The following is a 25,557-nucleotide window of genomic DNA, read 5'->3' as shown; positions in this document are numbered from 1 at the left end:
CGCAGCAGCCCTACAATCAGGCGCCTCGGTTACGGCAGATAAACCGCACACCCCGTTCTGCTACCGCTTCGCGGCAGATCGTCAGCAAGCTGGACTCCTACGGCCTGCGGCCAGAATCAAAAACAAAGAGTAATGCCGCGCAATTGGGCGTCTGCCCGGAGGGCGTAGGAGCCTGGCTTGCCGGCGATGGGGTGCGCAGCAGCCCTGAACCAAACGCCTCGGTTCAGCCTGACAGGCCGCATTCACCGGTTTACTGCCGCTTCGCAGCAGATCGTCAGCAAGCTGGACTCCTACGGCCTGCGGCCAGAATCAAAAAACAAAGAGTGATGCCGCGCAATTGGGCGTCTGCCCGGAGGGCGTAGGAGCCTGGCTTGCCGGCGATGGGGTACGCAGCAGCCCTGAACCAAACGCCTCGGTTGAGCCTGATAGGCCGCATTCACCGGTTTAATGCAGCTTCGCAGCAGATCGTCAGCTAGCTGGGCTCATACGGCCTTGGGCCAGAATCAGAAGCTGAAAATCTGCACCACGCTCCCTTTCCCCTGCCCGCCTGATTTTCGTCAGTGCGGGCTTTTTTTGGTGTCAGGCGAGTGCCATCTCAGGTTTGGGCAGATCAGCTGCAATGACCGGTTTGCTTTCAGTCCGCATGCCAAGCACCTCACGGGCGATGCGATCGGCATCAACGAATGCGCGCGAATAGCTGCCAGTCGAGGGTACGTAGTGGTTGTAATACGTTGCGCCTTCAACGATGGGGCCAATTATCCACATATTGGGCTGCGCCTTGCCATGACCGTTTACTTGCAGCCCGTTACCATCGGCGCCCAAGCTGTGGATAACACCTGAATCCCTTAACTGGCGGATCAATGGGGGGTGAAGGCCAGCGCTACGATTATCGTCGACGTGCGCCAGAACCAGAGCATCAAGCGTCTGCGGCGCAGCCTTATCCACAGGCAAGATCCTGACTGCGTGATCTTCATCATTGCGCTCGACTCGCGAGCCATGCACCCACTGCAAGACACCCGCCTGAGCCAAAGCCAACAACTCCTGATGCCGCTCTTTCTGGGGTCCCGCGACCATGCGGTTGACCAAGGGTGCGTAGTGGCTAAAAAACACGCTGTGAGATTCAGCTGTCAGGCCGTTGTTATCCACAACCCGCCGTAATTGCTCACGACAACTGCGCCAGACCTCAAGCGCTGCCTTGACGGGGCTGTGGTCCAGATCAAGCGTACTTTGCTGCAAATCCTGCTGGATAAATGTGCACATCCAATCTTGATAACGCTCGGTGGGGACTTTTACCCCCAGGGGATCGAAAACGCTGCATTCCAACGGCGGTACGTCGAAGCGTCGCGCCAACTCAATCGCTTTGGACTCAGCCGCTCCGAACCTGAATGCCTGAGCAACTTCCTCTTTGATGGCGCCTGGCAACTCACCCTGAAGTTGAGCGACCATGCCGAAATACTCAGCGACCATTTCCGCTTTGATCAACGGCAACACCTGCGCTTCAAAATCCAGACCGTCAGGGTTATCAGCGCGCAGTCTACTGACCGCACCCAAGGTAAAAATCAAAGCCGGCGTGCCCAGACGATGCTCGCGTATGTCGGGGCGCGTCCGGTAAGGCAGCCCGCTGCGAGAAAACATGAACAGCTTGGGCTCCTGACCCGAAGGCTCGTAGCGCAAACCGTCCCCGGCGCCGACAAAGCGCCCGCCTCGCCCGACCGTCAGACCGGACACCACGTCCATGGCACACAGCCCCAGGCCTTCAACACCCACCAAACTCCCGGCAGTGATCTCATCAAACACTCGGGGCTGTGGATAAGCGTGAAGCACCTTCGTAGCCCGTGAACGGTTATCCACATAGGTACGTGTACTGGCATGACCCACGGTCAGCACCAAGGCATCCACCGAAATAGCTGAGTGCTGCGAACACCTCAAAACAAATCCGCCCAACGCTGTGGGATCGATGTTATCCACAACGCTGGCGTGATGATGAACCCGGACGTGAGCAGGCAATCCCTGCGTCACCACGTCATACGTCCAGGCCAGATATTCCCCCAGCCATTGCCGGGGCAAAAACTCATTAGCGCGCACAATCCGACCTGCGGATTTGTACCGCAGGCACCACTGGAAGAAATCCGGCCCCTCTCGCCCCTCCTCCCCATCAAGGGCCGCACGATCCGGAAACATCGAAATCTGCGACGCCACGGTGTTGAGCATCAAATATTCCGGTTGCTCCAGCGAATGCACGCCCGGCCCCGGCCGCTGTGGCTCATAGACATGGATATCCACAGGCGTGTCACCGCGGCTTGCCAGCGCACAGAGTCGCTCCAGTACCGTCAGCCCGCGAGAGCCGCAGCCAACGATTGCGAGACTGAGCGGAGGTTTTGAGATCGAGACGTTCTCTGTCAGCTCCATCGCAACGTCTCCCCAAAGAAGCCATCGATAGCTACGGCGCGCGATTGGCGGAGGGCTGTGTCGACGATGAACTTGCTCAGCGCCAAATCCAGCACGCCCAGACCGAACGGCGAGAAGATCGCCGGTTTGCTGTCATCGAGCTGAAATTCGCCGCGTATCAGCCCCGCCAGCGTCCCGTTCATGAATGCCCTGTTTCCAGAAAGCTGCTCGGTCAGATGCGGCGATGTGTTGGCCTTCATACAGTGCTCGACGTCGTCGCACAGGTTGTCAGCAGCCAGCAGCAGTTCCGGGGCGATATCGCGCAACGAAATGTTCAACACCACTTGCCCGGGGCGAAATGCACTTGGCGCCTTCACATAAGGCTCGCCTGCCGTCGTCGCAAAAATCACCAGATCCGCCGCCAGCGCTTCATCCAGCGTACCCGGGCGGGCTGTGCATAAGTCCGACTGCTCAATGTACTGAGTCAGCGAGTTCGCCGATGCTGGGTCGAAATCGTGCACAACCGCTTGTTCGATTGCCCAGCCTTCAACTGCGAGCATGCGCGCGATGTTACGGGCGATAACGCCGGCGCCGATAAATCCTACGCTCGCAGCTTTGCGCGACTGCCGATTGAGCCAGTAAGCACCGGACACCGCCGACGCTGCGGTTCTGACAGCGCTGATCTGCGCACCTTCCAGGCAAGCAAAGGGATAACCGGTGTCTCGATCATTGAGAATCACCACGGCCGATGCACGGGGTTTGTGCTGGGCGATGTTGCCGGGAAAACTGGAAATCCACTTGATCCCCGCCACCGCATCCTCTCCATCCAGCGCGGCCGGCAGCGCAATGATGCGGTCGGCGGGTTGCTGTGGAAAACGCAAAAAGTAGCTGTCGGGGTTAATGGTCTGTCCATCGTGATGCTGCAGGTAAACCTGCTCAACGCGACTGACCATACTGCTCAGATGGGTTTCCAGGATGTCTTTGATCACAGCGCCAGGAATGACATGAAAGTCAGACATTCAGTTCTTCCCCCTCGAAGGTGTGTACGTAGGACTTGAGGTACTTACCAATAGGCTGGGAATTGAGCGCAGACAGTTCGGCTAGCCCGAATTTCTGCATGATCCACTCATCGTTGTAGATGGTGTCCAGATACCGCTCACCGGCGTCCGGCGAAATGGCCACCACTACCGCATCACGAGGGATGCCCAACGAAGGCGCGGCGAGGCCGGCCACGACAGTCCCGGTGGAGCCGCCCGACAGCACGCCGTTGGATTTGGCTAGCCAGCGACACATCGCGACCGTCGCGCGCTCGTCCACCACTTGCTGTTTGAACAGGTGGCTGGAACGGAAGATCGGCGGCATCTGGCTTGAACCCAGCCCCGGAATAAAGCGCTTGCCCGGCGCTTGGCCGAAGGTCACGGATCCTACGCTGTCGACGGCGATGATCTTGGTGCGCGGCGAGTGCTTGCGGAAATACTGCACGCAGCCCATCAATGTGCCGGTTGTACCGGCGCCGATTACTAGATAGTCCAGCGCCGGGAAGGCAATGTGAATCGATCGCGCGGTGGTCATTTCATGGGTGCGCGCGTTGGCCGGATTGCTGTACTGGTTGAGCCACAGATAACGCGGATCGCGGGCCACCGTGTCACGGATGTGGCGGATTCGCGTGCCCAGATAACCGTCGTTGTCGTCGCGCTCGGTGACGATGACGATTTGCGCGCCGAAGGCTTCCATCATCTTGATGTTGTGCAAATTGGTATTGGGATCGACCACGCAGCAGAACTTGTAACCTCGTTCGGCGCAGATCATCGCCAGAGCGACGCCGAGGTTGCCCGAGGAGGATTCGATCAGCACCGTGTCCTTGTGGATAAGTCGGCGTTCGGCGTAGGAATCGATCAGGCCGATCGCGGTTTTCATCTTGATTGAACCGGCCGGATTGCAGGATTCGAGCTTCAGGTGCAGGTTCTCGAAGCCCAAGCCCTTGAGCCGGACGAAGTTTGAATCGCCGACGATGTGCGAAATGAAGTTCATGGTCAGGCCTCAATACGGGTCGGCTGAGAGAGCTTCGACGCTCGCGTCGGGTGTGCCAAGACGTTGGCCGGGGCACGCGGCTGCGAGGCCAGCAGAGCGTCGGTCAAGTGTTGAGCCCTCAGCGCCAGCATCGAAAACGACTGGGCGTCACTGATGCCGTGGGTTTTCTCGGAGGTGCCGTTAGCGAAGATGTGCACGCCATCGCTGTTCTGCAAACCAACCCGGTAATGACGATCCACCGCCAGCGTGCCGTCCTCATCACGCTGCATCCAAGGCTGAAGCAGAGTCAGCAGCGGCGGGATCGCAAGCTGTTCGTAACCGGTGCCAAGGACGATGCCGTCGACGTAAAGCGTAGTCTCAAGACCGGTATTGCTGTCGCGCAGCAGCACCGAATAGGCGTCGCCAACCTTTTCCACAGAAACCACGCTGGACCAAGTGTGCAGGTTCAGCCGCTGGTGCCCGCTGACCTCCCCTTCGTACATGAAGGAGTACAAGGCCTGACTCTCGTCGGCGTCGATGCCTGCGTAGTTGATCGAGCGGATTTCCTCGAACACCTTGGTCCGGCGAGCGGGCTCAAGCTCATGGAAGTAATCCACATGCTCCGGCAGGAACGCCATGTTGGGGAATTGCCCCAGTTGGCCGACGCGAAACCCTACGCCGCGATGCACTGAGTGCACTTGAGTAGTCGGCGCCGCCCCGAGCAAATGCGCGACCGCTTCACCGGCGCTTTGACCGGAACCCAGCACCAGCCAGCGTTGAGCGATCGGACCACCACCCAGATGGACGTTCTTGAGGTATTGCGAGGTGTGAAACACACGTCCGCCTAGGTGAGGGTCGAATACTTCAGGAATGCGCGGCAGGCTGCCGTGGGAAAGGATCAGTCGGCGCGTGCGATAAGTCCCCTGTGCAGTGACCAGATCTACCGCGCGCAGCGTGCCGTTTTCGGTCACCGGAAGGATCTCGGTCACGCCCTCGTCGTAGGACACGTACTCCTTGAGCTGTGCGGCCACCCAGGAAATGTAGTCGGACCATTCGACACGGCTGGCAGGACGACCCAGCAGCCCGAACTTGTACAACCGACCCTTTTCCTTCAAATACATGGCGAACGAGAATCGGCTGCGAGGATTGCGCGGTGTCACCAGATCACGGAAGACGTGGTGATTGATGTCGGTCCCGGCCAGCAGAAACGAGCCGTGCCACGTCGAGTCGCGGCCTTTTTCGAAGAAGCGCACCCGCTGATAAGGTTTTTTACCGCTGTCTTCGGCCTCGTCTTCCAATGCGCAAGCCAGCGCGATGCCAGCCGGGCCGAAGCCGACCGATGCAACGTCCAGGTCGTGATGAAAACTGTCGGTTTCAAACTGATTCATGAGTGATGCTTCCTGAAAGATTGAAAGGCTGATCCTGGCGAGTAGGAGTTATCCACAGAGCAGTCGCCGCTCATGGGCGCGCTCCTCGGCGTACACCCACAACGAAACCCGGGCGCGATCGTTTTCCCCATTGGTAAAGCTGATGGGGCCGGCAGGCGTGGAAAAGTGTTGGAATCTGAGGGCGTTGAGAAGCCCCTTAGGTTGTTGTACGGCGCGGTCCACCAAGGCAAAGGCGGCCAGCGTTTCAATGGCATAGACCGGGGCTTGTTCGCCATAAAGCCGCTGATAGGCGCGGTCCGCCAACTGAGCTTCCGGCAGGTCGCAAGCGACCGGAAAACTGACGACGTAGACGGTGCCGATCCTTTCGATCCCACTGACCAACGCCGGTGAAGCGGCGTCGTCGGTAAAGAAGAGCGGCAGCTGACATCCTGCAGCTCGGCATTCACGCAAAAACTGGTGGCTGGATTTCAGGCGTCCGCAGAACACCAGCGCATCGGCTTTCGCGGCATCGTCGACGAAGGTTGTGGATAAGTTATCTGCGGTTCGGAGTTCATGCAGTTGCTGCTGACCATGCAAGCTCTCATCAGCAAATAGCGCCAGCCGCTTTAGCCCTTGGCTGTGAGCAAACGCCAGCAATCGCTGGGCAAGCACGCGATCTGATGCACATACGCGAAATGTCGTGCTGCCGTCTTCGGTGAGCGCAGCACAGGTGGAGGCTGGCAGAATCAGTGGAATCCCGGCCTGTGCATAACTTTCTACGACAGCGGCGGCAGACTCCGACGCAAAGTGGCCAATGACCGCATCCACTTTCTCTCGTATGAACAGCTTGGCCGCCGCCCTGCCACCCTCGGCGTTGGCTTTGTCGTCGAAATAAAAGTGACGGGATCGGCGCACGTTTTCGAACAGATGCGAAGACAAATACACGCCCCGCAAAAAACTTCTGGCGTGCAACGTTGTGCCCACTTCCAGCGCGGCGCAAATCCCCAAGCGCATCACGACAACACAGCCGTTTCAAAACGCGTGGGCCGATAAGCTTCCATCAACGATCGGTGAATGGCATCGACCTGCAACCCGGCCATTTGCCCGCCAAGTTCGATCGCCAGCAGCTCGGCCACAGTAGGCGCCATCTTGAAACCGATTCCGCAAAAGCCGGTGGCCAGATAAATATGGCTGTCGGGACGGGAGCGGCCAATCAACGGACGCCCGTCATCGGTATAGGCATCGCTGGCGATCTTGGTCACCACCGGCATGCTGTGAGCCCCGTAACCCAGGCGGGCCATGCGCGCCATCACGTCTTGCTCGTTGTCCATCACTGCCAGGTTCAGCTCGCTGGCGTGTTCGGCACGGTTGCGCCGCTGACCGCCGGCTTGTGCCAGATGCCGGCCCAACGGCAAGACGTATGTGTTCAGACTGTGCGCGATGATCGGCATGCTCGGCGCCTGATCGCAGCCGAATCGGGTGAACGGGATGGTCCGCGCATGCACCGCGTGGGCAGGTCTTGCCAGCGATCCACTGGCGCCACAGGCGTCCACTACCCAGGTCGCTTCCAGGCACAAGGCGCCAGCGTAGACTTTGACGTGACCGTCGCCCTCTGCGCAGTGGTCAACGGCCAGGTTGTCCAGCAACAAACCTTTTTCGCCCACGTAGCGGCACAGATTGAGCACGCTGATGCGCGCGTCGACGATGCCGCCGTTGCGCTCGATCAGCAAGCATTCGCCCGGGCAATACGGCGCGAAACGCCCGTTATCCAGCGCATCCACCGACGCATGCAGTTCGACATTCAATGTGCTCTCGCTGCCCATGGCATCAAGGTAAGCGCCGCAGACTTCGGAGCTGGCGATGTAGGCAACGCCGGTACGCTTCATTGATTGTTCGAACGTCGCATGAACAATCCCGGTACCACCGGCGTGCGCCCCTTTAGCCGTCAACGGGCGCAGCGCGGGATCGAGCTCAAGCCCACGGACAATGCCGCCGGTGTAGCGCGTCGCTCCCTGCCCCGCGCCGATTCCCTTCTCAAGCAGCGCGACGTCGAGCCCGTTTTCCACCAGCGCCGCCGCAATCGAAGCGCCCATGACGCCAGCACCGATGACGATCACATCAAATGAAGTTTTCATCGTCGCGCCCTCCCCTGTCAGATTTCGTACTCGACGGCACTGACGTGAACCAACTGTTGAAACACTTCTTTTTCGGTCAGACGGCAGTAACGCAAGATGTCCCGCGCCAGGTCCGGGAACACCGGCGCGCCGATGGCCCCGATCAGCGCCATGTACGGCAGGATCCTTTTGCCCATGGACTGCCGGTCGCGAGCGGCATTGATTACGTCGGCCAGGAGCACCGCCAGGCCTTTCATGGAAAAGTGGTCCACCGAGGTCACTTCGAACCAGCGCGCCACCAGGATCTTGATCGCGGCTGCGTCGGCGGAATTGACCTTCAAGCTGTCGCCATCCAAGCGCTCGCGCTCGGCCTGAGCTGCGAGCTTGACCAGCACCTCGTTGAAGGTTTCCTCACGCCAGGCGGTGAATTTCTCAACGTCGAAGTCGTCGGTGTCCTGTTCGGGTGCGATCAGCGCCAGATAGAACCGAGCGCTGTCAGTGCAGGCGTCGGCCACCAGATCGCGGGCCCAGATCGCATAGTTGCGGCTGGTGGAGAGGTTCTTGCCGTTAAGGGTCAGGAACTGATTGGTATAGAAGGTCTGGCGCATGCGGTAGCCGTGCATGGTGTGCAGCAGCGAGGGGTAAACCACCATGTGACTGAACGCGCAGTCGTAACCGAGAAAATGCACCAGCCGGCCGTTGCCCGAGCGGCAGTATTCGTCGTATTCCCAAGGCGATTGCTTGTGTTCGTTGAGGTATTCGCGAAAGGCCGCCAGATACCCCGACAAACCCATTACCCATGTATGAATGCGCCGCGTACCGTCAGGCTTGAGGTCCAAGCCACCATCGTGGGGTCGGGTGATGCCCCAGTCCGCAGGGCCCATACGCATTTCTTCATTGAGAAAACACCGAATGAAGGGCCGCAATGGCGCATGTTCAAAGGTGCTCTGCAGATGGTTGCGGAAGTTCGACAACGCCAGGAATTCGCGCTCGATCGGGCGCCAGATCATCTTCGATGAGCACAGCTTGCAGCGGAATTCGGTCATTTTCGAAGCGTTGGGCGTGTGCGCGCACTCCTCGCACTGGCTGGCATCGGAGTCCGAGCCGCAATGGTCGCAATTGCCCCGGCCAAAGGCTTCGTAACCCCATTTGTCGCACCCCTCGCAATAGGGTTCCTGACTGACCTTCTTGTAGACAGCGCCCGCCTTGACCGCGAACTCGTACACTTCTTCGACGGCTTTCTTGAAGTAATTATTGCGATACGGGCGCATCCAGAAATCAACCTGAATGCCCATCTTGCGGAGCGTCTCGTTGATCTTGTCGGTATTTTCGACAGCCAGTTCCTGAGGCGCGCGATCGAGCTCGATGCCACGGCGCAACATGTACGACTGGTAATCATCGGAGTATGAAACCAGCGTGCAATCGTGCCCGCGCTGACGTTGTGCGCGGGTGTAGATATCAGCTGCCAGAAACGGCCCGGCCATATGCCCGATGTGCAAATCACCATTGGGCGTTGGCGGCGTGATGGTGACCAGTAACTTGGCCATCAGGACGCCCTCTGTTCGGAGACGTCGTGAATGGCGGCTTGCTGCAGGGAGACGTGCTGCAAAGGCGAGCCTTCCTGCGCGTCCTCATCGAGGAAACGATTGGCAGAATCTCGATCCCACCACACCACGTAAAAGTGGAAGTCTTCGTCGGTGTCATTGAGCACGTAATGATCAGTGTGTTTGGGAATAGCCGCGATATCTCCCATAACGAAGGGGAACGTCTCGTCACCCACTACTAACTTGGCGGTGCCTTTGATGCCGATGAAAAACTCTTGGTCGATCTGTGTGTGTGACATGGATTTGGTGTGAGGTCGCACGACACACCAGCCGCCGCCAATGGGCGTCGGATAGCCGGCCCACGGCAATAATCTTGAACCGTCCAGATCATATTCATGGACCAGTTTGTCCCACGCCATCGGACGAAAAATTTGGAAGTCCGCCATGATGTTCTCCTTCAGTCTTGAGCGTCCCTGCTCTTCATATTTCGACGTGGCACTGGATGAAAAACGCCCGTCAATGACTGGATAAACTGAAGAAATTTGTAGGCCGGAGCAAACAACGAATACGCAATCGCCGGTTAAGTTTGACTTAACCGGCGATCACCTAATTGCTTTATGGATCATGAAGTTAACGCTGTTTAAAGTGTCGCGTGTTTCACCACCGGACACTAAAGTACGACTTAACTGACAGCCAGAATAAACGCGCAGTTTAAACTCGCGTTATTAACCTAACGCCTGGTGAATTCCCGTTGGCTGGAAATAGCCTGAGAAACCAGCCAATCGCGAAATTGGCGGCTGGATTTGGGCAGGACAGCCGTTTCGTCGTAGACCAGGTAATACGCAATCGGGGTTTCGATCGTCACCCGAAATGGCACCACCAATCGACCGGACGCCAGCTCGTCGCTGATCAGGGACCTGCGCACTAAGGCGATGCCCATGCCGGCGAGCGCCGCTTCGATTACGCCGTTGGAGTCCACGAACACCAACCCCCTGTGAACCGCGGCCTCCGCGTCTTCGATCCCTACCGCTCGCAGCCAAAGGCCCCAGTCCTCACGGTGTTCATCGTGCAGCAGGGTGTAGCTTTTCAGGTCGATGGGCGATGACAGAAATTTTGAATCGGGCAACAGACTTGGGCTGCACACCGGCTGTAACCGGTCATTGATCAACATCTCCACTTCAAGACCCGGGTAGCGACCCAAGCCATGCCGGACCGCGAAATCCACGCCATCGCCCAGCAGATCCACCAGGCGATTAGTAGTGCTGATGAGCACTTCGACGTCCGGGCAAATTGTCTGAAAATCCGGCAGTCGCGGCATTAACCACTGCATGGCAAAGCCGCTGGTACAGCTGATGGTTATGGTGTTGGGGCCGTTATCGCTCATGAGCCTTTGGGTGGCATCGGCGATCTGGCCCAGTGCCGGGCGGATCGCCCTGAGGTAAATCTTGCCTTCAGCGGTGAGTTCAAGGCGCTTGGTGTTGCGGATGAACAACTGCACACCGACGGCTTTTTCCAGCTTGGCAATTTGCTGACTGATCGCCGCAGGCGTTACGAACAGCTCACCCGCCGCGCTCTTCATGCTCGCGTGACGCCCTGTTGCTTCGAAGCAGAGCAAGGCGTGCAGTGGCGGGAATTTCATGTCTGACCTCAGTTAAGAAAAACTAATGTGCTTAAGAAAAGCTCGCTTGAGCACCGCTTCAGACACTGCTCAAATCATCACACCCTGACTCGACAAGCGTCAATGCCGCATCTTTCGAGTCACTTTGTTGTTAACGGTCAGCGGCAAAAGGTAGCCCATGAAACTATCCGATTACGTGCGACTACTTGCTCTGGCAGCGATCTGGGGCGCCAGCTTCCTGTTCATGCGCATCGCTGCGCCCGTGCTGGGCGCATTGCCGACTGCCTTCTTTCGCGTACTGCTGGGCGCGATAGGCCTGGCCGTTATTCTTTTCGTGCTTAAAACCAAAGTAGATTTCAAAGGCAAGTTCAAGCCCACGCTGATATTGGGCGTTATCAACTCGGGCATCCCCTTTTTGATGTATAGCGTGGCCGCGCTGTTATTACCGGCGGGTTATTCGGCCATCTTTAATGCAACAACACCGTTGATGGGCGTGTTGATCGGCTCTATGTTTTTCAGCGATTCACTGACGCCGAAGAAAGCCGCCGGCGTATTAATAGGTTTGATGGGCATCGCGTTACTGACCACCACCGGACCGGTCACGCTTTCCACCGCGGTGGTCATGGGTGCGCTGGCGTGTCTGGTTGCCACCAGTTGCTACGGCGTAGCGGGATTTTTGACCAAGCAATGGGTCGCCGACAAGGGCGGGCTGGATGCAAAGCTGGTGGCCTTCGGCAGCCAGATCGGGGCAACGCTGTTTCTGATGCCGTTCTTCGGTATCTCTGCTGCGGTCAACCCTCCGCTGAGTTGGGGCGACTCGACTGTCTGGCTTGCGCTGGCGGCGGTAGGTTTCGTCTGCACAGCGTGTGCGTACATTCTGTACTTCCGCCTCATCGCAGACATTGGCCCGGTACGCTCTTTGACCGTGACCTTTCTCATCCCACCCTTCGGCGTGCTTTGGGGCGTGATGTTCCTGGATGAACGTCTGTCGATCGCGCACTTGTATGGCGGTGGGCTCATCTGCCTGGCCGTGTGGTTCGTGCTCAGCAAGAGCAAACCCAAGCAACAACCGACCCGGCATAACGCGGCCACAAGCTGACGCGATAACTTATCCACAATTGACTACTGCAGACAGGCGTCTGGTCGCGATGACCAGGCAGGGCATGGCTGTGCCCGATTATCCCTGGCCATTGCTCTTCGGGCTTAAAGCAAAACAGTGTTGGGACAGATGAACATGGCACTAAACATCGATTCAATCGCCATTCGGACTATTGGCTGTTACATCTGGGCGGAGTATTCAAGATGAGCAGAGCAATACCGTTGATTGCCCTTCGCACGTTCGTTGAAGTGTGCAAGGTCGGCAGTATGAAACGGGCCGCCGATCACCTCTGCGTATCCCCCGCTGCTGTCAGCCAGCAGATCAAAGGATTGGAAGATCAGATTGGCCGACGCCTGTTCGAGCGCGACGCTAAAGGCATTCAACTGACGGCCAGCGGTCGCACGTTGTTCGACGAACTGTCTGACACATTCGATGTAATCGAGAAAGCCTGGTCCAGCGCCGCACTCAAACCGCCAAGACAAACCCGACTGGTCATCAGCACCACATCGACCATCGCAAGCTCCTGGTTGATCCCCGCGCTGGGCGATTTCAAGGAGCGCTGCCCGAACATCGAAATCTCGATTCAGATCTGCTCCGGTCTTTCGGACCTTAAACACGGCCATGTGGATATCGCGATTCAGCGCGAGATGGCCAGCAGCCCGGACAATCACGCAACGCGACTGTGGTCTTCGTATCTGATTCCGGTGTGCAGCCCGAAATTGCTGGCCAAGCAACGCAGCATCGAAACGCCACAGGACTGTCTGACCTTCCCCTTGCTGCATGACACCGAACGCAATTACTGGAAGGTGTGGATGAACGCATTTGGCATGGGCAATCGCAAGATCATTCAGGGTTCGAGCTATGGCGATGAATCGCTGCTAATCAGCGCAGCCTGCGCAGGTCAAGGTATTGCCCTGGTGAATAATGTGTTCGCCTGCGAGGCACTAAAATCCAAGCGCCTGGTGCAGGTGCTGAATGCGACGTCGGAGCTCAAGTTCGACTATTTCGTGTATTGCGCCAAAGAACGCCACGAGGAATGGGCCATCGATGCGTTCATGAAGTGGGCCGTGCAGCAGGCCGGAAAATCCGCACACGGCCATGTGCAGGAAATGGATGGGGCGACGAAAGTAGCGTAAGCCCGTTGCGCCGCTTTCACGGGTTTAAGACCGTCACCAGATTTTCATGGCTGATGATCGCAGGTTCGGCGACATAGCCAATCTGCCGGGAGAACGCTTCGACGAACTGACCGCGCAGGCGCTGAATCTCCTGAGAGCTGTAATTGACCAACCCCCGCGCCAGCTCGGAGCCATCAGGCCCGCGACACACCACCATGTCACCCCTTTGAAAGACGCCTTCCACACGCAGAATCATCAGCGCGGTAACGCCCTCGCCCTCCGATATTTCGCCATACGAGCCCGCGATTATTTCCAGTTCGCCACGCATGGGCAGTTGGTTGGACAACCATCTGTCCCGCGACGCAACCGGGTCCGTGTCTGAAAGCAGTAATGTGCCGACCGATGCGCCGCTGGCGACCGCATCGAGAATGCCAGCTTTGCGCCCGTCAGCAATGATCGTGTGTGCCCCGGAACGTGCAGCGAGTCGCGCCGAGCGCAGCCAAGAGCGAACATCGAAGCCGAAGTGCTCGGTCATGTCGTGGGCGCAACGATCCAGCTGGGCATCGCCGGCCGCCGCTTCGCTGATGAGCGTGGCCGGCTGACCCGGGTTGAGCGCGAGGAAGCCCTCAAGCTCCGTCAGCAAGATATAAAGATCGGCCTGCACCAGATTGACCACCAACGCACCAAGGCTGTCGGTATCACCGGCACGTATGCCATGGCTGGCGACGGTGCCGTTTTCGCTGACCACCGGGATTGCGCCGTTCTTGAGCAACACCTGCATCGTGCTGCGGGCGTTGAGGTAATGCTTGCGGTGGGACAGGTCGTCCTGGGTCAGGAGGATCTGCGCCGACTGCAGGCCGTGGGTCTCAAGGCCCTTGGCCCAGGCGTTGGTCAGTTTGATCTGGCCGATAGCCGCCAGCGCCTGAGCTTCGTGAAGCGGCGGTGGCGATGCCTTGGCTTGGCTGGCGCAAGCGCCGGTTGCACCCGCTGACACCACAACCACCTCAATGCCCCGCTGATGCAGCGTCGCCAATTGAGCAGCGAGCCGCTGAACTGCGCCCTGATTCAAACCTTCAGGCGCACAAATCAAACGGCTCTCAACATGAATGACCCAACGCTTGGTCGTCGCTATCTCATTTCGCATGCTTCACCTCTGTTTTCGCGATCAGCCTGGTTCGCGGTCCGGTAGCAGCGTCACGCCATCGCTCATCTGCGCCAGCACGCTAGCCGACTCAAGGTCTGCAGCATTCGAGCCATGAATCACGTACAGGCATTGCCCGTGCACTACGCGCTCGCCCTGCCCGACCTTGAGATCAATACCGGCTGACTTATCCACAGGTGCTCCAGCGCGCCGGGCGATTTCGGCAATCCGCCAGCCATCCAGCTCACTCACTTGGCCGTCGGCCATCGCGCATACCGAGTAGGTCAATGCGCCAGGCAGCGTAGGCTCCTTTCTGCCCTGGGCGTCGATGATCCGCTCGAAGGCTGCGTTGGCTTCGCCGCTGAGCAACAGCTTCTCAGCCAATTGCCGACCGGCCTTGACGTTGCCCACCGCAGGGTCCCAAGACAGAATCTGCCCTGCAAAAAAAAGTGCCTTTTCCCTCAAATCCTGTGGCGCCGCCGGATCGTTCTCCAACACCAAACGTACGTCGCGCACTTCAAGGGACGGGCCAATGCCCCGGCCAATCGGTCGGCTGCCATCGGTCGCGAAGGCCACGACGGTCAGACCGAGCCCAGCGCCGACCCGCTCGAACAAATCTCCCAGCTCGCGCGCCTGCGCCTGGGTTTTGAGTTTGGTGCGCGGCCCGTAGGGCAAATCGACCACCACGTGGGTCGAGCCCGCCGTGAGTTTTTTCGACAGGATCGAGGCCACCGACCAGCGATTGGAGTCGATGCCCAGCGGCCGGGTAATGGCGTTCATCACGTCATCGACCACGGAATGATTGAGCCGGCCGTTCCAGGCAATGCATGCGCCGGCCTGCTCGACGCAACGCTGCACGTCGGCAACGGTGAGGTCTACTCGCGCCACCGCTTCCATCGCATCCGCCGTGCCTGCCGCCGACGTGATCGCCCGCGAAGAAGTTTTAGGCATCGCCATGCCGTGGGCCGCAATGATTGGCACCACCAACAGCGTGATGCGGCTGCCGGGGACCCCGCCCATGGAATGCTTGTCGACCACGATGGGCCGATCCCAGTGCATTGTCGGCGTGAAACGGGTTCGCACTTTGGCCAGCGCGATGACCTCGGCGTCGGACAGACTGCGAGTGGCGCTGACCAGAAAAGCGCTGATTTCGCCGTCCGTATAGCGCCCTTCGATGATGTCGCGCAGCAACATTTCGTACTCGGCTTCGCCCAGTTCCTGACCCTGAACCTTCTGGATCAACGCCTGGCGGCTGGCCGGGGACGGCGTGCGGCGCAGAGCGACCTCGGCGCCTTCGGCAACGTCCCAGCTGGAAAACGCTTCTTCGCTCAAGCCGATTTCATCCGGCTCAAGAAATACCCCGGCGGCCAGGCCATGAATCTGCACGCTCAACGATTTGCCGTCAGCGAGCAGGTCCACTTTTGAAGCGCCGAGATAATCCGCGGCGCAAAGCACCGCGTTCTGCATCGGGAGGTAGGCGATACGCTCAAGGCCTGTAGACACCGGCACTCGCCGCAGTCGCAGGCGCTGCGTGGCGTTGGCCAACGCACGGATGAAGGCGTTGATGCCGTGTTCGAGCGCGCCGTCATTGCTCACCCGGATCGTTTCGATATCGATGGGCAACGGCTCGACCTGACGCATGACCCGCGCCCGAGCCTCCAACGCGTTCTCGCGGCCGCGCGCCAGAATCCGCGCCGCCAGCACATCGATGGACGCCGTGACCTCAACCACGATTAGCCTGGGCACAAGGCCCGCCAGTTCGCGGATCATTTTTCGTGAGCCATTGGCGATCACGTTGTAGCCGTTGCTCAAGGCGGTCAGCAGATCGGCTGACAAACCGTATGACAGCCCGTGAGCCTCCCAGGTGATCAAGAAATCCCCTGCGCTCACGGACTCATTGAATCGGGCCTCGGTGACGCCGTCGTGATCCTCGCCGGGGGCGCCTGTGGGGCGCGTAATCGTGCGACGAGCGAACACATACCGACCGGCCTCACCGAGATGGGCGCGGGCGCCTTCGATCAACGAATCCTTACCGGCACCGCTTGGGCCGACAACAAAGAAGAAGATGCCCTGCGCCATGAGTCTTACTCCGCCTCGTCCAGGCCGATGTCCACGCACACCGCTGCCTGATTGAGCTTGCTGGTGGAAATGTAGTCGACGCCGGTCTTGGAGATCGCGCCAATGGTGGACAGATTGATACCGCCCGAGGCTTCGAGCTTGGTGCGGCCGTTGACCATTTTGACCGCTTCGGTCATGTCGGCCACGCTCATGTTATCGAGCATGATCACATCGACGTTGGCTTCAAGCGCTTCGGCCACCTGGGTCAGGCTGTCGCATTCCACTTCCAGCTTGGTCAGCACTGGCAGTTGGCGGCGGGCGCGCTGCACAGCCTGAGTGATGCCGCCGCAGACGGCGATGTGGTTGTCTTTGATCATCACGCCGTTGTCCAGGCCCAGACGATGGTTCAGACCGCCGCCGCAAGTGACGGCGTGTTTTTCCAGCATGCGCAGGCCTGGCGTGGTTTTTCGGGTGTCGATCAGGCGAGCGTTGCTGCCGGCGACGGCGGCGACGTACTTGGCGGTTTCGTTGGCGATCCCCGACATGCGCTGCACGATGTTCAGTGCGGTGCGCTCGGCGGTCAGCACGCTGCGTGCGTTACCGCTCACGTCGATCATCACGGTGCCGGCTTCGATTTTCTGGCCGTCTTTCACCCGCACGATGACTTCGAGCGTCGGGTCATAGCGCTTGAACACGCGGGCGGCGATGTCGATGCCGGAGACGATCAGTGTTTCCCGGGCGTTCATATAAAAAGCACCGGTTTCCTCGGCTTCGATCATGACTTGCGCGGTCAGGTCGCAGTAACCGATGTCTTCGGTCAGCCAAAGATCGATGAGGCGGTCAGTCTGGAAAACGTCGTACATCGTGGTTACCCCTATGTGTGGATACAGTTCGGTGCGAGAAAGTCGTTTATCGGTGCTGAAGTTTCTTGTCGAGCATCAGCATCAGGCTGTTGCAGGTGACTGCGATGACCGTCAGCAGCAGCGCCACGGCCATGATGGTCGGTATGTCTCCCAGCCCCATAGCGTTGACGGCCATGTAGCCAAGGCCGCGCTGGGAGGCGAACATTTCGCCGATCAACACGCCCAGTAATGTCAGGGCAAAGCCCAGTCTTACCCCGGCCACGATCTCCGGCAGAATCGCCGGCAGCAGCACGTGGAACAGCGATTGAATCGGCGTCAGGCGCAACGTGCCGGCGGTGCGCATGTACACCGGGCGCATCTGGCGGATGGCGTTCATGGTGAACAGTAAGATCGGGATCAAGCCGTGCATGACGCCGAACGCTACTTTTGAAGACAGCCCCAGCCCAAAGCACAGCAGCACAAGTGGATAGAGCGTTACTTTGGGGATGGCATACAGATTGAGCAGAATCGGCTCGGCGACAGCGCCCGCCAGCTTGTTCACGCCCAGCAGCACACCCAACACGATGCCGCCGATCAGCGCCAGGCTCATGGCGTATGCAAAAGCCTTGGCGGTCTCGCCGACGTTGGTCCACAACTCGACGGTGCCCATCATCGAGATCAGGTGGGTAACGGTCATCCACGGCGAGGTCAGCGCGCCAGCTCCGATGGCCAGATGCAGCAGTTGCCACGCTGCGATCAGCGCGAGCACCAGTAGAAAGGTCGGGAGGAATCTCTGCATGCCGGTCACCGTTGACGACGCGCTTGCAAGCGGCGGTCGAAGAAGTTGAGCGCCGCGTTGATCAACGTGACGCTGATCAGCACCAGCAACATGAGGGCGTACATGTTGTCGCTTTCAAAGTTGTTGTAGGCAAAGGCGATGGCGTAACCAATGCCGGAGCCGGACAAAATGAATTCCGAGGCAATCACGCCGATGAACGAGTACGCCACTGCCAGCTTCACGCCGCCAAACAGATACGGCAGCGCAGCTGGCAGCTCGATACGCCAGGCGGTCTGCAGCCTGGACATGCGCATGACGGCGGCGCTTTTGCGCAGCACATGAGGGATGCGGTCCAGCCCGGTCAGGGTGGCGGTGATCATCGCGACAATCGCCAACAGCACGGCGATGGCAATGATCGAACCATGCCCGACGCCGAACACAACGATAAATACCGGATAGAAAATGAACGTCGGCACCGCGTAATAACTGGCCAGCAACGGTTCCAGCGCGCCACGAAAACGTGGCATCGAGTGTACGGCCAGTCCAATGAAGAACCCGCTGATGATTGCGACGAAGGCCGAGACGATGATGTTGGTGAAACTGAACACGATGTCTTTGCTGTACTGACCCGCCGATACCAGCGTCAGCAGATGGGTGAACATCTGCGACGGCGGGATCATCACCGTCTGTGGGATGACGTGAGTGCGACACAGCGCCTCGATCAGCCCGATGAACCCTGCGACCAATGCGGACCGCAGCACGCTTTCGATATTCAAATCGACGTCCTCAGATGATGGCCGAACCGGATCAATGCTGCGCGCCCATGACCTTCATGGTTTCCACCCGCAATTTGTCCCACAGGCGCGAATTGATTTCGCCAAAACGCGGGGTCGACACCACCCGACTGTCGCGATCGCGGTCCCAGCCGGTTTCGACCATGTCGATGAACAGCCCCGGCCGCGAAGACATCACGCCGACACGGTCTGACAGCATCGCTGCTTCGTCCAGTGCGTGGGTAATCAGCAACACCGTGGCCGAGGTTTCGCGCCACAGCCGCAGCAGTTCATCGCCCATCAGCAGGCGGGTTTGTTGATCGAGAGCGCCGAAGGGTTCGTCCATCAGGATCAAGCGCGGCTGCATGACCAAAGTGCGAGCGATGCACACGCGCTGGCGCATGCCGCCGGACAACTGCGCGGGATAGGCCCCCGCGAAATCCCGCAGGCCCATGAAGCCCAGCGCGTAGACGACACGTCGCTCGACTTCAGGGCCATCCATGCCGCTGCGACGAAGACCGAAGGCGATGTTGTCGCGTACGTTCAACCAGGGAAAAGACGCATCCTCCTGAAACACCACGCCTACTCCGTCCGGAACGCTGGTGATGACTTTGCCTTCGAACGTCACTTCGCCCGAAGTAGGACGGGCGAGACCGGAGAGGACATCCATCAGCGTTGACTTGCCACATCCGGACGGACCGACCACGGAGAAGAACTCGCCTTTGTTCAGCGTCAAATCGATGGGGCCCAGCGCGTGGAACAGCTCTTTGGTACCCGCCTTTTTGAAGGAGCGCGTCACTTGTTTCAGGGTGACATGCGCGGTCCGGGTATCCGGTGCCGCACGCAGCGCCTCAACCTCCCCGCCTTTCAATGCAAACGTCATATTCACTCCTCCAGATCGGCCGGTGAACCTTGAGCCAACTAAGGCTGAAAGCGTTCAATTTATAATGCACACGCTAGATATATAGGTGTTAGCAAGATAGGAGCCAACAGGGAAGGAAGAGACGAACGCGTTAAAGATTTTATTCCATCTATCTGATTAATAACGATTTAAAACATAATTTTCCGATTCATCGATTCGTAAATGCATATAAAAACAGCTACTCATAATAAAGCAGCCGAGCACTTCAATAGAACGTACACACTATTCGCTCCAGCGTAGTGCCGCCGTTTGGCTCATCGCACCAAAGCAGGACGTCTTTCAAAGCAATGTTCGGACCCGGCGGGATGTTTCGAAAGCGCCCTCAAATCAACGTGTACGCTTCTTTATCGGTCATTCCTCTAAAGTCAGAAGTAAACGACAGATATGAACGTCTGACTGTAAAAACCATATTTTTCAGATAGATAAATCATTTAATAACCTAAGTAAGGCCACCCTATGCACTTGGCCTGTATCTTGCTCCGTCACTTTTAATAGCGTACAGAAACTAAAAAAATGCCAACGCTGCTTAAATTTTTGCCATCACGAACGCCCCCCGATGCAATTAGGAGTTTCGAGAATGACTGCACAGCAAGCCCTTATGCGCTCCACCCGCAAGTTCGCCGTTGCTGGTCTGGCTGCATTATCACTGGTGACTTCAATAGCGCGCGCTGACGAGATTTCCGTGACCCAATGGGGCACGAGCCTGTATGGCTTGCCGTACGCGGTGGCGATGGAAAACGGACTGTTCAAGAAGGCGGGCGCTGACATCACCGGCATCCTGGGTTCAGGCGGGGGCGGGACTACCGTTCGCAATATTCTCGCAAGCGACACACCCTACGGTGAGGTAGCAGTGGCCGCAGCGTTGGCCGCTCAACGTCAGGGTTTGGACTTGGTGATCGTCAACATTGGCACACGCTCGGTAGCGGAGTCTTCGGTAGTCACGCTTAAAGGGTCGCCGCTTAAAGCCATCACTGATCTTGCGGGCAAGAAAGTCGCTATCACATCGCCCAAGGGCGTTTCTGAAATGCTGCTGTTGATGTCGTTGAAGGCTAAAAGCGTCGACGCAGACAAGGTCGCAAGAGTCGCCTCTGGCGGATACGTGAACGGCTTGACGCTACTAGACCAGAAGGCCGTGGACGCAGCCGTATTGATTGAGCCGCTGTCGATCATTCGCAAGGACCAGTACGACACCCTCTATAAATCCAGCGACATACTGCCGCCCATGACCACGTCGGTGGGCATCACCACCCGTGAATTTGCCAAGGCGCATCCCGACAAGCTCAAAGCAATCATCGAAGGACGGCGGATGGGTGTGAAGGCGATCTACGACAACCCGCAGCAGGCAGCAGAAATCCTCGGCAAGAGCTTCAAGCTTGAGCCCGCCATCGCCAAAGAGGCTGTGGATAACATGGTTAAATCACACATGTGGAGCGAGGGGGACTTCAATCTCGTCGAGCTTGACCGTATGGCCGACGGCCTGAGACTGAACGGCGAGCTGAAAGGTGACGTCGATTGGCAGGCGATTGTGGATAAGTCCTATTTGCCAGCTGATCTGCAGCGCTGAATCTTAGCCAACCGGCGACTAAACCTTAGTCGCCAGTAGATATGGATTTAGAGATTTAAAACTGTCGCGAAAGGGTACCGTGTTTCGCGGACTGTAGCCTCTTGTAGAGGAAACGCAAAACTGTCGCAACCGCCCGAAAAGCCGGTTCGGACACATGTTCTAGAGAATTAAAACTGTCGCCGCCAATAGCGACGCGGCTTTCACGCACATTCAAGAGCACCGGCGGCTGGTTAGCCGCCGGGTCATGGAATCATCGACGAGGAATGAAGTAGGCAACGAGACCGATGGTCATCAACCAGACGGGGGTTGAACTGTCGACCGGGGTGTCACCTGAGAATAGGGTCATGGCGTGCATGGGCGACTCTCCGGCCAGGGGAATGCCCTACAGAAGCAATTCACGCTCGAAACTGTTGTGCGTACGCCAATATTCCCACCCTGCTCAACCTTTATGACGACTGTCTGTCCGACACTCCGATCCCGGCCAAAACTGCGAATGTAGTCATAGCCGATCAACAAGAGTACCAGGGAGGCAATTCCGATCCCCTGCTGGCATAACCAGCAGAAAGAACCCGCAGCGGCCTGAGCTGCTGCGGGCTTCATTTAAAGGGAGTGTTGGCACTCATACGATTTTGACCCAGGCTGCTGAACTTTCCTGCCCATACGTGGCCTTTGAAATCCCGAGCAAGGTCATCGTTTGCTGAGTCTTCGGGTGGGTCAACGATTTCCGGCAGCCTGGGTCAAAATCGTATCAGCGCCAACAGCAGGCCCAAGCTGTCCGGCCGCTCTCTGGCCTGGCGTTAGGCGAAGGTCCTTTATCTCACCCTGCAAAGCTTGATACCTATCGACACCAACCAGTACTGCGACAGGCTGTAGCCAGTGCAGCGGGCGCCAACAATCAGCGAATCCGGACCTAACCGATTGGCTTAACCGTAAGCGCCAATCCCTTGGGCATCTGTTAGCGGCACCTAATACGCTTGAAAAAGCGCGCTGATGCACGAAAATGCAACGCCCCTAATTAAAAGCTAAGGCTCGCGATGTCCAGGACATATCCCATCCGTTTCGGAAAGCAAGGAGAGTATGAGCTAAACGAATTGGCCCTCAAGCACATCTTGGCCGGAGAAACAGCAGTTCGACCAGTTAATGCGCTCGGCGTGCGCGCCGTGGAGGTGGTCCTGTCTGGTGGGTTACATACTTGGTCGGGCTGGGAAGAACTCTTGAAACAGCACCCTGCCGTGGTGCACTTACTTGATTACGACAGTGACCGACATGCCGACTGGTTCTATGCGCGGGAGCTTCAAAACGGAGTTATTACTCTAAAGATACCGCGGAGGATGTTCACGGGTGATGCTGCCAGCATTACGATGAAACCGGATGTCCATTACAAATCTGGTTACCTTTGGAAGACGCTGTATCCCGTGGGATTCTCAGAAGACGACATCATCAATGTCCTCGCTGAAGCATTCGGCAACCTAGATCGCGAGGAGTCCACACATCCGACACCAGAACGGCCGGCTGGTGTCCTCTATGGATACGCATTACTAGATGACCCTCTCAAGGCCATGAAGTTGCGCATTCAGGTTCGGGGTAATCAGATTCAATCGGCCTTCCCCGCCTGGGAACAGCCTGCATCGGGAAACAACGGTAAGCCTTATTCGCATTCACACTCAATCAATTTCGCCGTTGCCGTGTCAACCGTCCATCACGAACGATACAACAAGCCTTGGGGACCTGTATTTTCGGCAAATCATTTTAGTATGTCGAAGCTGCTGAATCTCACTCCGCCCTTTATCCTACGTAGACCGCGGCGCGATCCAGCGATCGGCGTAGACATCTGGCGTGACACCCGCGAAAAGGAACTGATAGCGCTAGCCCCCTTGATGACGTCTGAAGATCTGCGGCAAATTGAGACGTATTTGTGCGACTACGTGTGCAGCAAGGACCCGTACGGTGTGCAGGCAAACCTTTACATCCAATTCGCAGAAAAAATTGAGCGTATCGATTTTGTTTTCAACGCGGCACAAGTCCTCGAAAACGTGGCTGAGTGCGTCCAAGTGCTGACACATAGTGATTTACAACACGGCACGCGACGGGCAATGGATGCGATGCTGCGCTTCCTCAGTATAGCAATAGTACATACCGGCGGGCTCTGTTCGTTGATGTTTAAGCGAGTTATCGGTGAGTTCGTAGAAGCTGCACTTGGCCATCACGACAAGGACTCACTTCGCGACTTTTTCGCCGCGCTGGCATCTTCACCATGCCGTGCTGCACTGTACACGGAGTTCAATCTCAACCCGTTCGTGATGAAAAATGATGAGACGGGTTGGCGGACACTCGGAGCACTTCAAGTCTGTATCGACCTCAAGCCCGAGCACCTCGACGAGTTCATCTCTTTACAGCTCGGGGAGAACTATATGATGGTGTGCTCCAAGGAACAGCGGCTTGCCATCGCGCAAGGTTTTTTCCCACTTCCCGAGCAGCGAACTATGGTGGCAGACGCTATGTCATTCCTCTCCGGAATCGATTTCCAGTTCTTCATGCCGTCACGTTTGGAGCCCGCGTGGCTTGAAGCGAAGTCTCCGCCAGCGGAGGACGATCTGATCGCGATAGCGAGAGACTATAGCCGAATGCTAGTGATATACCGGCAGCGCATTGTTATGGAGGATTACGCTGCGTACAAGGCTGTCCCGGACTTCAAGCAAGCTGGTACTGAGGAGTTCTTTAATCTTATTCGCCAGAAGCACAAGAGACAGTTTGTCCTCACGCTGCACGAGGCCATGCTTCACCACCTGATCCACTACGCTGGCAACGTCGGCTATGAGAGACTAAAAACTAAGGCGGAGAACATGCTAAAGCAGCTTCCGAAAGAGGTTGTCCCGATGCCAAAGCCGATTCCCGACTACATCATGGAGGGCCGCCATAGGCCAGATTCATTCACGGGAGATACTCAGGCCATGGTTCGAGCAATATTGGGAAACCGGCCCGCTAGCACCTGAGTAGAAGATGGTTGCCTGATAGTTGTCTCCACTCATGCGGGTGGTAATTCGATGATCAGATATCCCGCGCCCCGCATAGCCTGCCAATTAGGGTAACCGGTTGGCATAGCTCACTCAACGAGGGCACCTAGCCTGCCGGTTTCAAGCGGATATTACCCCCAGTATCAGGCTGCTAGGAGCCGAGTCAGCACGGCAGGAGTGTCAGGAAATTCGGCAACATTCAGATCACGCAGCAGCAAACCACGGTTCTTCCTCACGAGCCTCTTTAGGCCAGTTTTTGTTGCTTAGCTCCTAAAACCCATACGATGGCGTTAGATCTGGTTGGAGTGCGCGCTGCTGGAAACTGGATAGAGACAGGTTGAGGTCGGTCAAACTCTGTATGCGCACGAAATTAACACCGCCATCGTTATCCATGATCAGAACGAGACCACCTCCACCTATGGCATTTTTACCTTTAAGCGCTTTTCGAACAAATTGTAGGTAGTCGCGAGCACAGTCTCTTTCATCGGAAGTATCCTCAACCGCTTCCTGTGCAGTTAACTTTATTAAATCTTCGAGAGCTTTGGGGGCGAGGCCGGAATCTTCCAGAAAGGCATCAAGATACGATGCGACACGTGATATCACCACCTCCTTCTCTGCTCCCATTCCCACCTCAACGTACCAATGAACCTTTCTGGAGACTTTGATCAGCGAGGGGTTCCCCTCATTTTCAAGGGCCTTAACCAACCTCTGGACTCGTTCTTCTTCTTTTTCTATACCTTTCCTAGAAGTCGCCATTTTGAATTCGATTAACCGTACGATTCCTGGGAACGTAAGCAGGACGTCGGCCAGCGATGTGTCCGCTGGAGACTGCTGCAACAAATTGACCATGGCTGGAATACCGGGGGAGTCACCGAGACATGACCGAACTGCGAACCCAAGCCCATAAAGGAAGTTTCCAATCACCACGTTTTCGTAGAGTTTCACTTGTAAGCTCATCTGAATTATCAAAAAAGTTGAAAAGCATACTGCTTGGCTCGAAGAATTTGTGAGCTTCATCAGTATTCCCTAAAAGTGGTCAAGGAACGCCACGACATATGCTTGACGCACTCGCGCGAGCACCTCTTGGAAGCTTTCGTATTCAGACCCTGGCTGGAGGTATGGCATGATCTCCGGGAAGGCGGCACGAGCCATTGGGCGCGAAGACTCATTCAGATGAACCGCGTTCGCGAGCAGCTCAGGACTGGCGCAT

General features: G+C 57.5%; 20 protein-coding genes. 4 read left to right on the top strand and 16 right to left on the bottom strand.

Annotated elements, in window-relative coordinates:
- Positions 1–579: 579 nt before the first annotated feature.
- From ACWKWM_RS20350 to gcvA, 9 genes are all read right to left on the bottom strand, one after another.
- Entirely contained in the window at positions 580–2,409 is a 1,830-nt protein-coding gene (locus tag ACWKWM_RS20350) for an FAD/NAD(P)-binding protein (RefSeq protein ID WP_483847859.1), read from the bottom strand.
- Entirely contained in the window at positions 2,400–3,407 is a 1,008-nt protein-coding gene (gene sbnB, locus ACWKWM_RS20345) for a 2,3-diaminopropionate biosynthesis protein SbnB (RefSeq protein ID WP_483847858.1), read from the bottom strand. Before sbnB ends, ACWKWM_RS20350 begins: the two co-directional genes overlap by 10 nt.
- A complete protein-coding gene (sbnA, locus tag ACWKWM_RS20340; protein WP_483847857.1) occupies positions 3,400–4,419 on the bottom strand; it encodes a 2,3-diaminopropionate biosynthesis protein SbnA in 1,020 nt (339 codons plus the stop codon). The genes sbnB and sbnA overlap by 8 nt, the downstream gene beginning before the upstream one ends.
- Before the next feature lie 2 nt (positions 4,420–4,421).
- Positions 4,422–5,786: a SidA/IucD/PvdA family monooxygenase gene (locus ACWKWM_RS20335; protein ID WP_483847856.1), complete on the bottom strand. Its 1,365-nt coding sequence runs from the start codon at positions 5,784–5,786 to the stop codon at positions 4,422–4,424.
- A 48-nt stretch (positions 5,787–5,834) separates the two neighbouring features.
- Positions 5,835–6,779 (bottom strand): ABC transporter substrate-binding protein, encoded by a 945-nt coding sequence (locus ACWKWM_RS20330; RefSeq protein ID WP_483847855.1) that lies wholly within the window; start codon positions 6,777–6,779, stop codon positions 5,835–5,837.
- Complete coding sequence (locus tag ACWKWM_RS20325; protein WP_483847854.1) at positions 6,779–7,900, bottom strand: NAD(P)/FAD-dependent oxidoreductase; 1,122 nt, start codon at positions 7,898–7,900, stop codon at positions 6,779–6,781. Before ACWKWM_RS20325 ends, ACWKWM_RS20330 begins: the two co-directional genes overlap by 1 nt.
- A 17-nt stretch (positions 7,901–7,917) precedes the next feature.
- Positions 7,918–9,426 (bottom strand): methionine--tRNA ligase, encoded by a 1,509-nt coding sequence (locus ACWKWM_RS20320; protein WP_483847853.1) that lies wholly within the window; start codon positions 9,424–9,426, stop codon positions 7,918–7,920.
- Positions 9,426–9,869: a cupin domain-containing protein gene (locus ACWKWM_RS20315; RefSeq protein ID WP_483847852.1), complete on the bottom strand. Its 444-nt coding sequence runs from the start codon at positions 9,867–9,869 to the stop codon at positions 9,426–9,428. Before ACWKWM_RS20315 ends, ACWKWM_RS20320 begins: the two co-directional genes overlap by 1 nt.
- A gap of 284 nt (positions 9,870–10,153) precedes the next feature.
- Positions 10,154–11,062, bottom strand: coding sequence for a transcriptional regulator GcvA (gene gcvA / locus ACWKWM_RS20310; protein WP_483847851.1), 909 nt, complete (start codon positions 11,060–11,062; stop codon positions 10,154–10,156).
- Positions 11,063–11,219: 157 nt separating this feature from the next.
- Between gcvA and ACWKWM_RS20305 the strand changes: the two genes are divergently transcribed.
- A complete protein-coding gene (locus ACWKWM_RS20305) occupies positions 11,220–12,140 on the top strand; it encodes a DMT family transporter (protein ID WP_483847850.1) in 921 nt (306 codons plus the stop codon).
- Between the two features lie 203 nt (positions 12,141–12,343).
- A complete protein-coding gene (locus ACWKWM_RS20300; protein ID WP_483847849.1) occupies positions 12,344–13,276 on the top strand; it encodes a LysR substrate-binding domain-containing protein in 933 nt (310 codons plus the stop codon).
- Positions 13,277–13,292: 16 nt separating this feature from the next.
- On the opposite strand, the gene proB is transcribed toward ACWKWM_RS20300, so the two are convergent.
- Genes proB through ACWKWM_RS20270 form a run of 6 tightly spaced genes read right to left on the bottom strand, consistent with a single transcriptional unit; the run spans position 13,293 to position 19,730 of the window.
- The gene (proB, locus tag ACWKWM_RS20295; protein WP_483847848.1) at positions 13,293–14,399 is read right to left on the bottom strand and encodes a glutamate 5-kinase; all 1,107 of its coding nucleotides are present in this window, start codon (positions 14,397–14,399) and stop codon (positions 13,293–13,295) included.
- Positions 14,400–14,420: 21 nt separating this feature from the next.
- A complete protein-coding gene (gene phnN, locus ACWKWM_RS20290) occupies positions 14,421–16,475 on the bottom strand; it encodes a phosphonate metabolism protein/1,5-bisphosphokinase (PRPP-forming) PhnN (protein ID WP_483847847.1) in 2,055 nt (684 codons plus the stop codon).
- Between the two features lie 5 nt (positions 16,476–16,480).
- Positions 16,481–17,317: a carboxylating nicotinate-nucleotide diphosphorylase gene (nadC, locus tag ACWKWM_RS20285; protein WP_483835254.1), complete on the bottom strand. Its 837-nt coding sequence runs from the start codon at positions 17,315–17,317 to the stop codon at positions 16,481–16,483.
- A 46-nt stretch (positions 17,318–17,363) separates the two neighbouring features.
- Entirely contained in the window at positions 17,364–18,095 is a 732-nt protein-coding gene (locus ACWKWM_RS20280) for an ABC transporter permease (protein WP_483835255.1), read from the bottom strand.
- Between the two features lie 5 nt (positions 18,096–18,100).
- On the bottom strand, positions 18,101–18,850 hold the full coding sequence (locus tag ACWKWM_RS20275) for an ABC transporter permease (protein WP_483847846.1): 750 nt from the start codon (positions 18,848–18,850) through the stop codon (positions 18,101–18,103).
- Between the two features lie 31 nt (positions 18,851–18,881).
- Positions 18,882–19,730, bottom strand: a complete 849-nt coding sequence (locus ACWKWM_RS20270) for an ABC transporter ATP-binding protein (RefSeq protein WP_483847845.1) — start codon at positions 19,728–19,730, stop codon at positions 18,882–18,884.
- 616 nt (positions 19,731–20,346) lie between these two features.
- On the opposite strand from ACWKWM_RS20270, the gene ACWKWM_RS20265 reads away from it, so the two are divergent.
- Both ACWKWM_RS20265 and ACWKWM_RS20260 read left to right on the top strand, forming a co-directional pair.
- Entirely contained in the window at positions 20,347–21,333 is a 987-nt protein-coding gene (locus tag ACWKWM_RS20265; protein WP_483847844.1) for an ABC transporter substrate-binding protein, read from the top strand.
- Positions 21,334–22,424: 1,091 nt separating this feature from the next.
- Positions 22,425–24,326, top strand: a complete 1,902-nt coding sequence (locus tag ACWKWM_RS20260; RefSeq protein ID WP_483847843.1) for a hypothetical protein — start codon at positions 22,425–22,427, stop codon at positions 24,324–24,326.
- A gap of 291 nt (positions 24,327–24,617) precedes the next feature.
- On the opposite strand, the gene ACWKWM_RS20255 is transcribed toward ACWKWM_RS20260, so the two are convergent.
- Positions 24,618–25,364, bottom strand: coding sequence for a hypothetical protein (locus ACWKWM_RS20255; RefSeq protein ID WP_483847842.1), 747 nt, complete (start codon positions 25,362–25,364; stop codon positions 24,618–24,620).
- Positions 25,365–25,557 lie beyond the last annotated feature (193 nt).

The sequence above is a fragment of the Pseudomonas rosaeacicularis genome (genome assembly GCF_057128745.1).
Note: the sequence above shows the minus strand (reverse complement) of the source record. Positions and strands in the feature narration are given on the sequence as shown.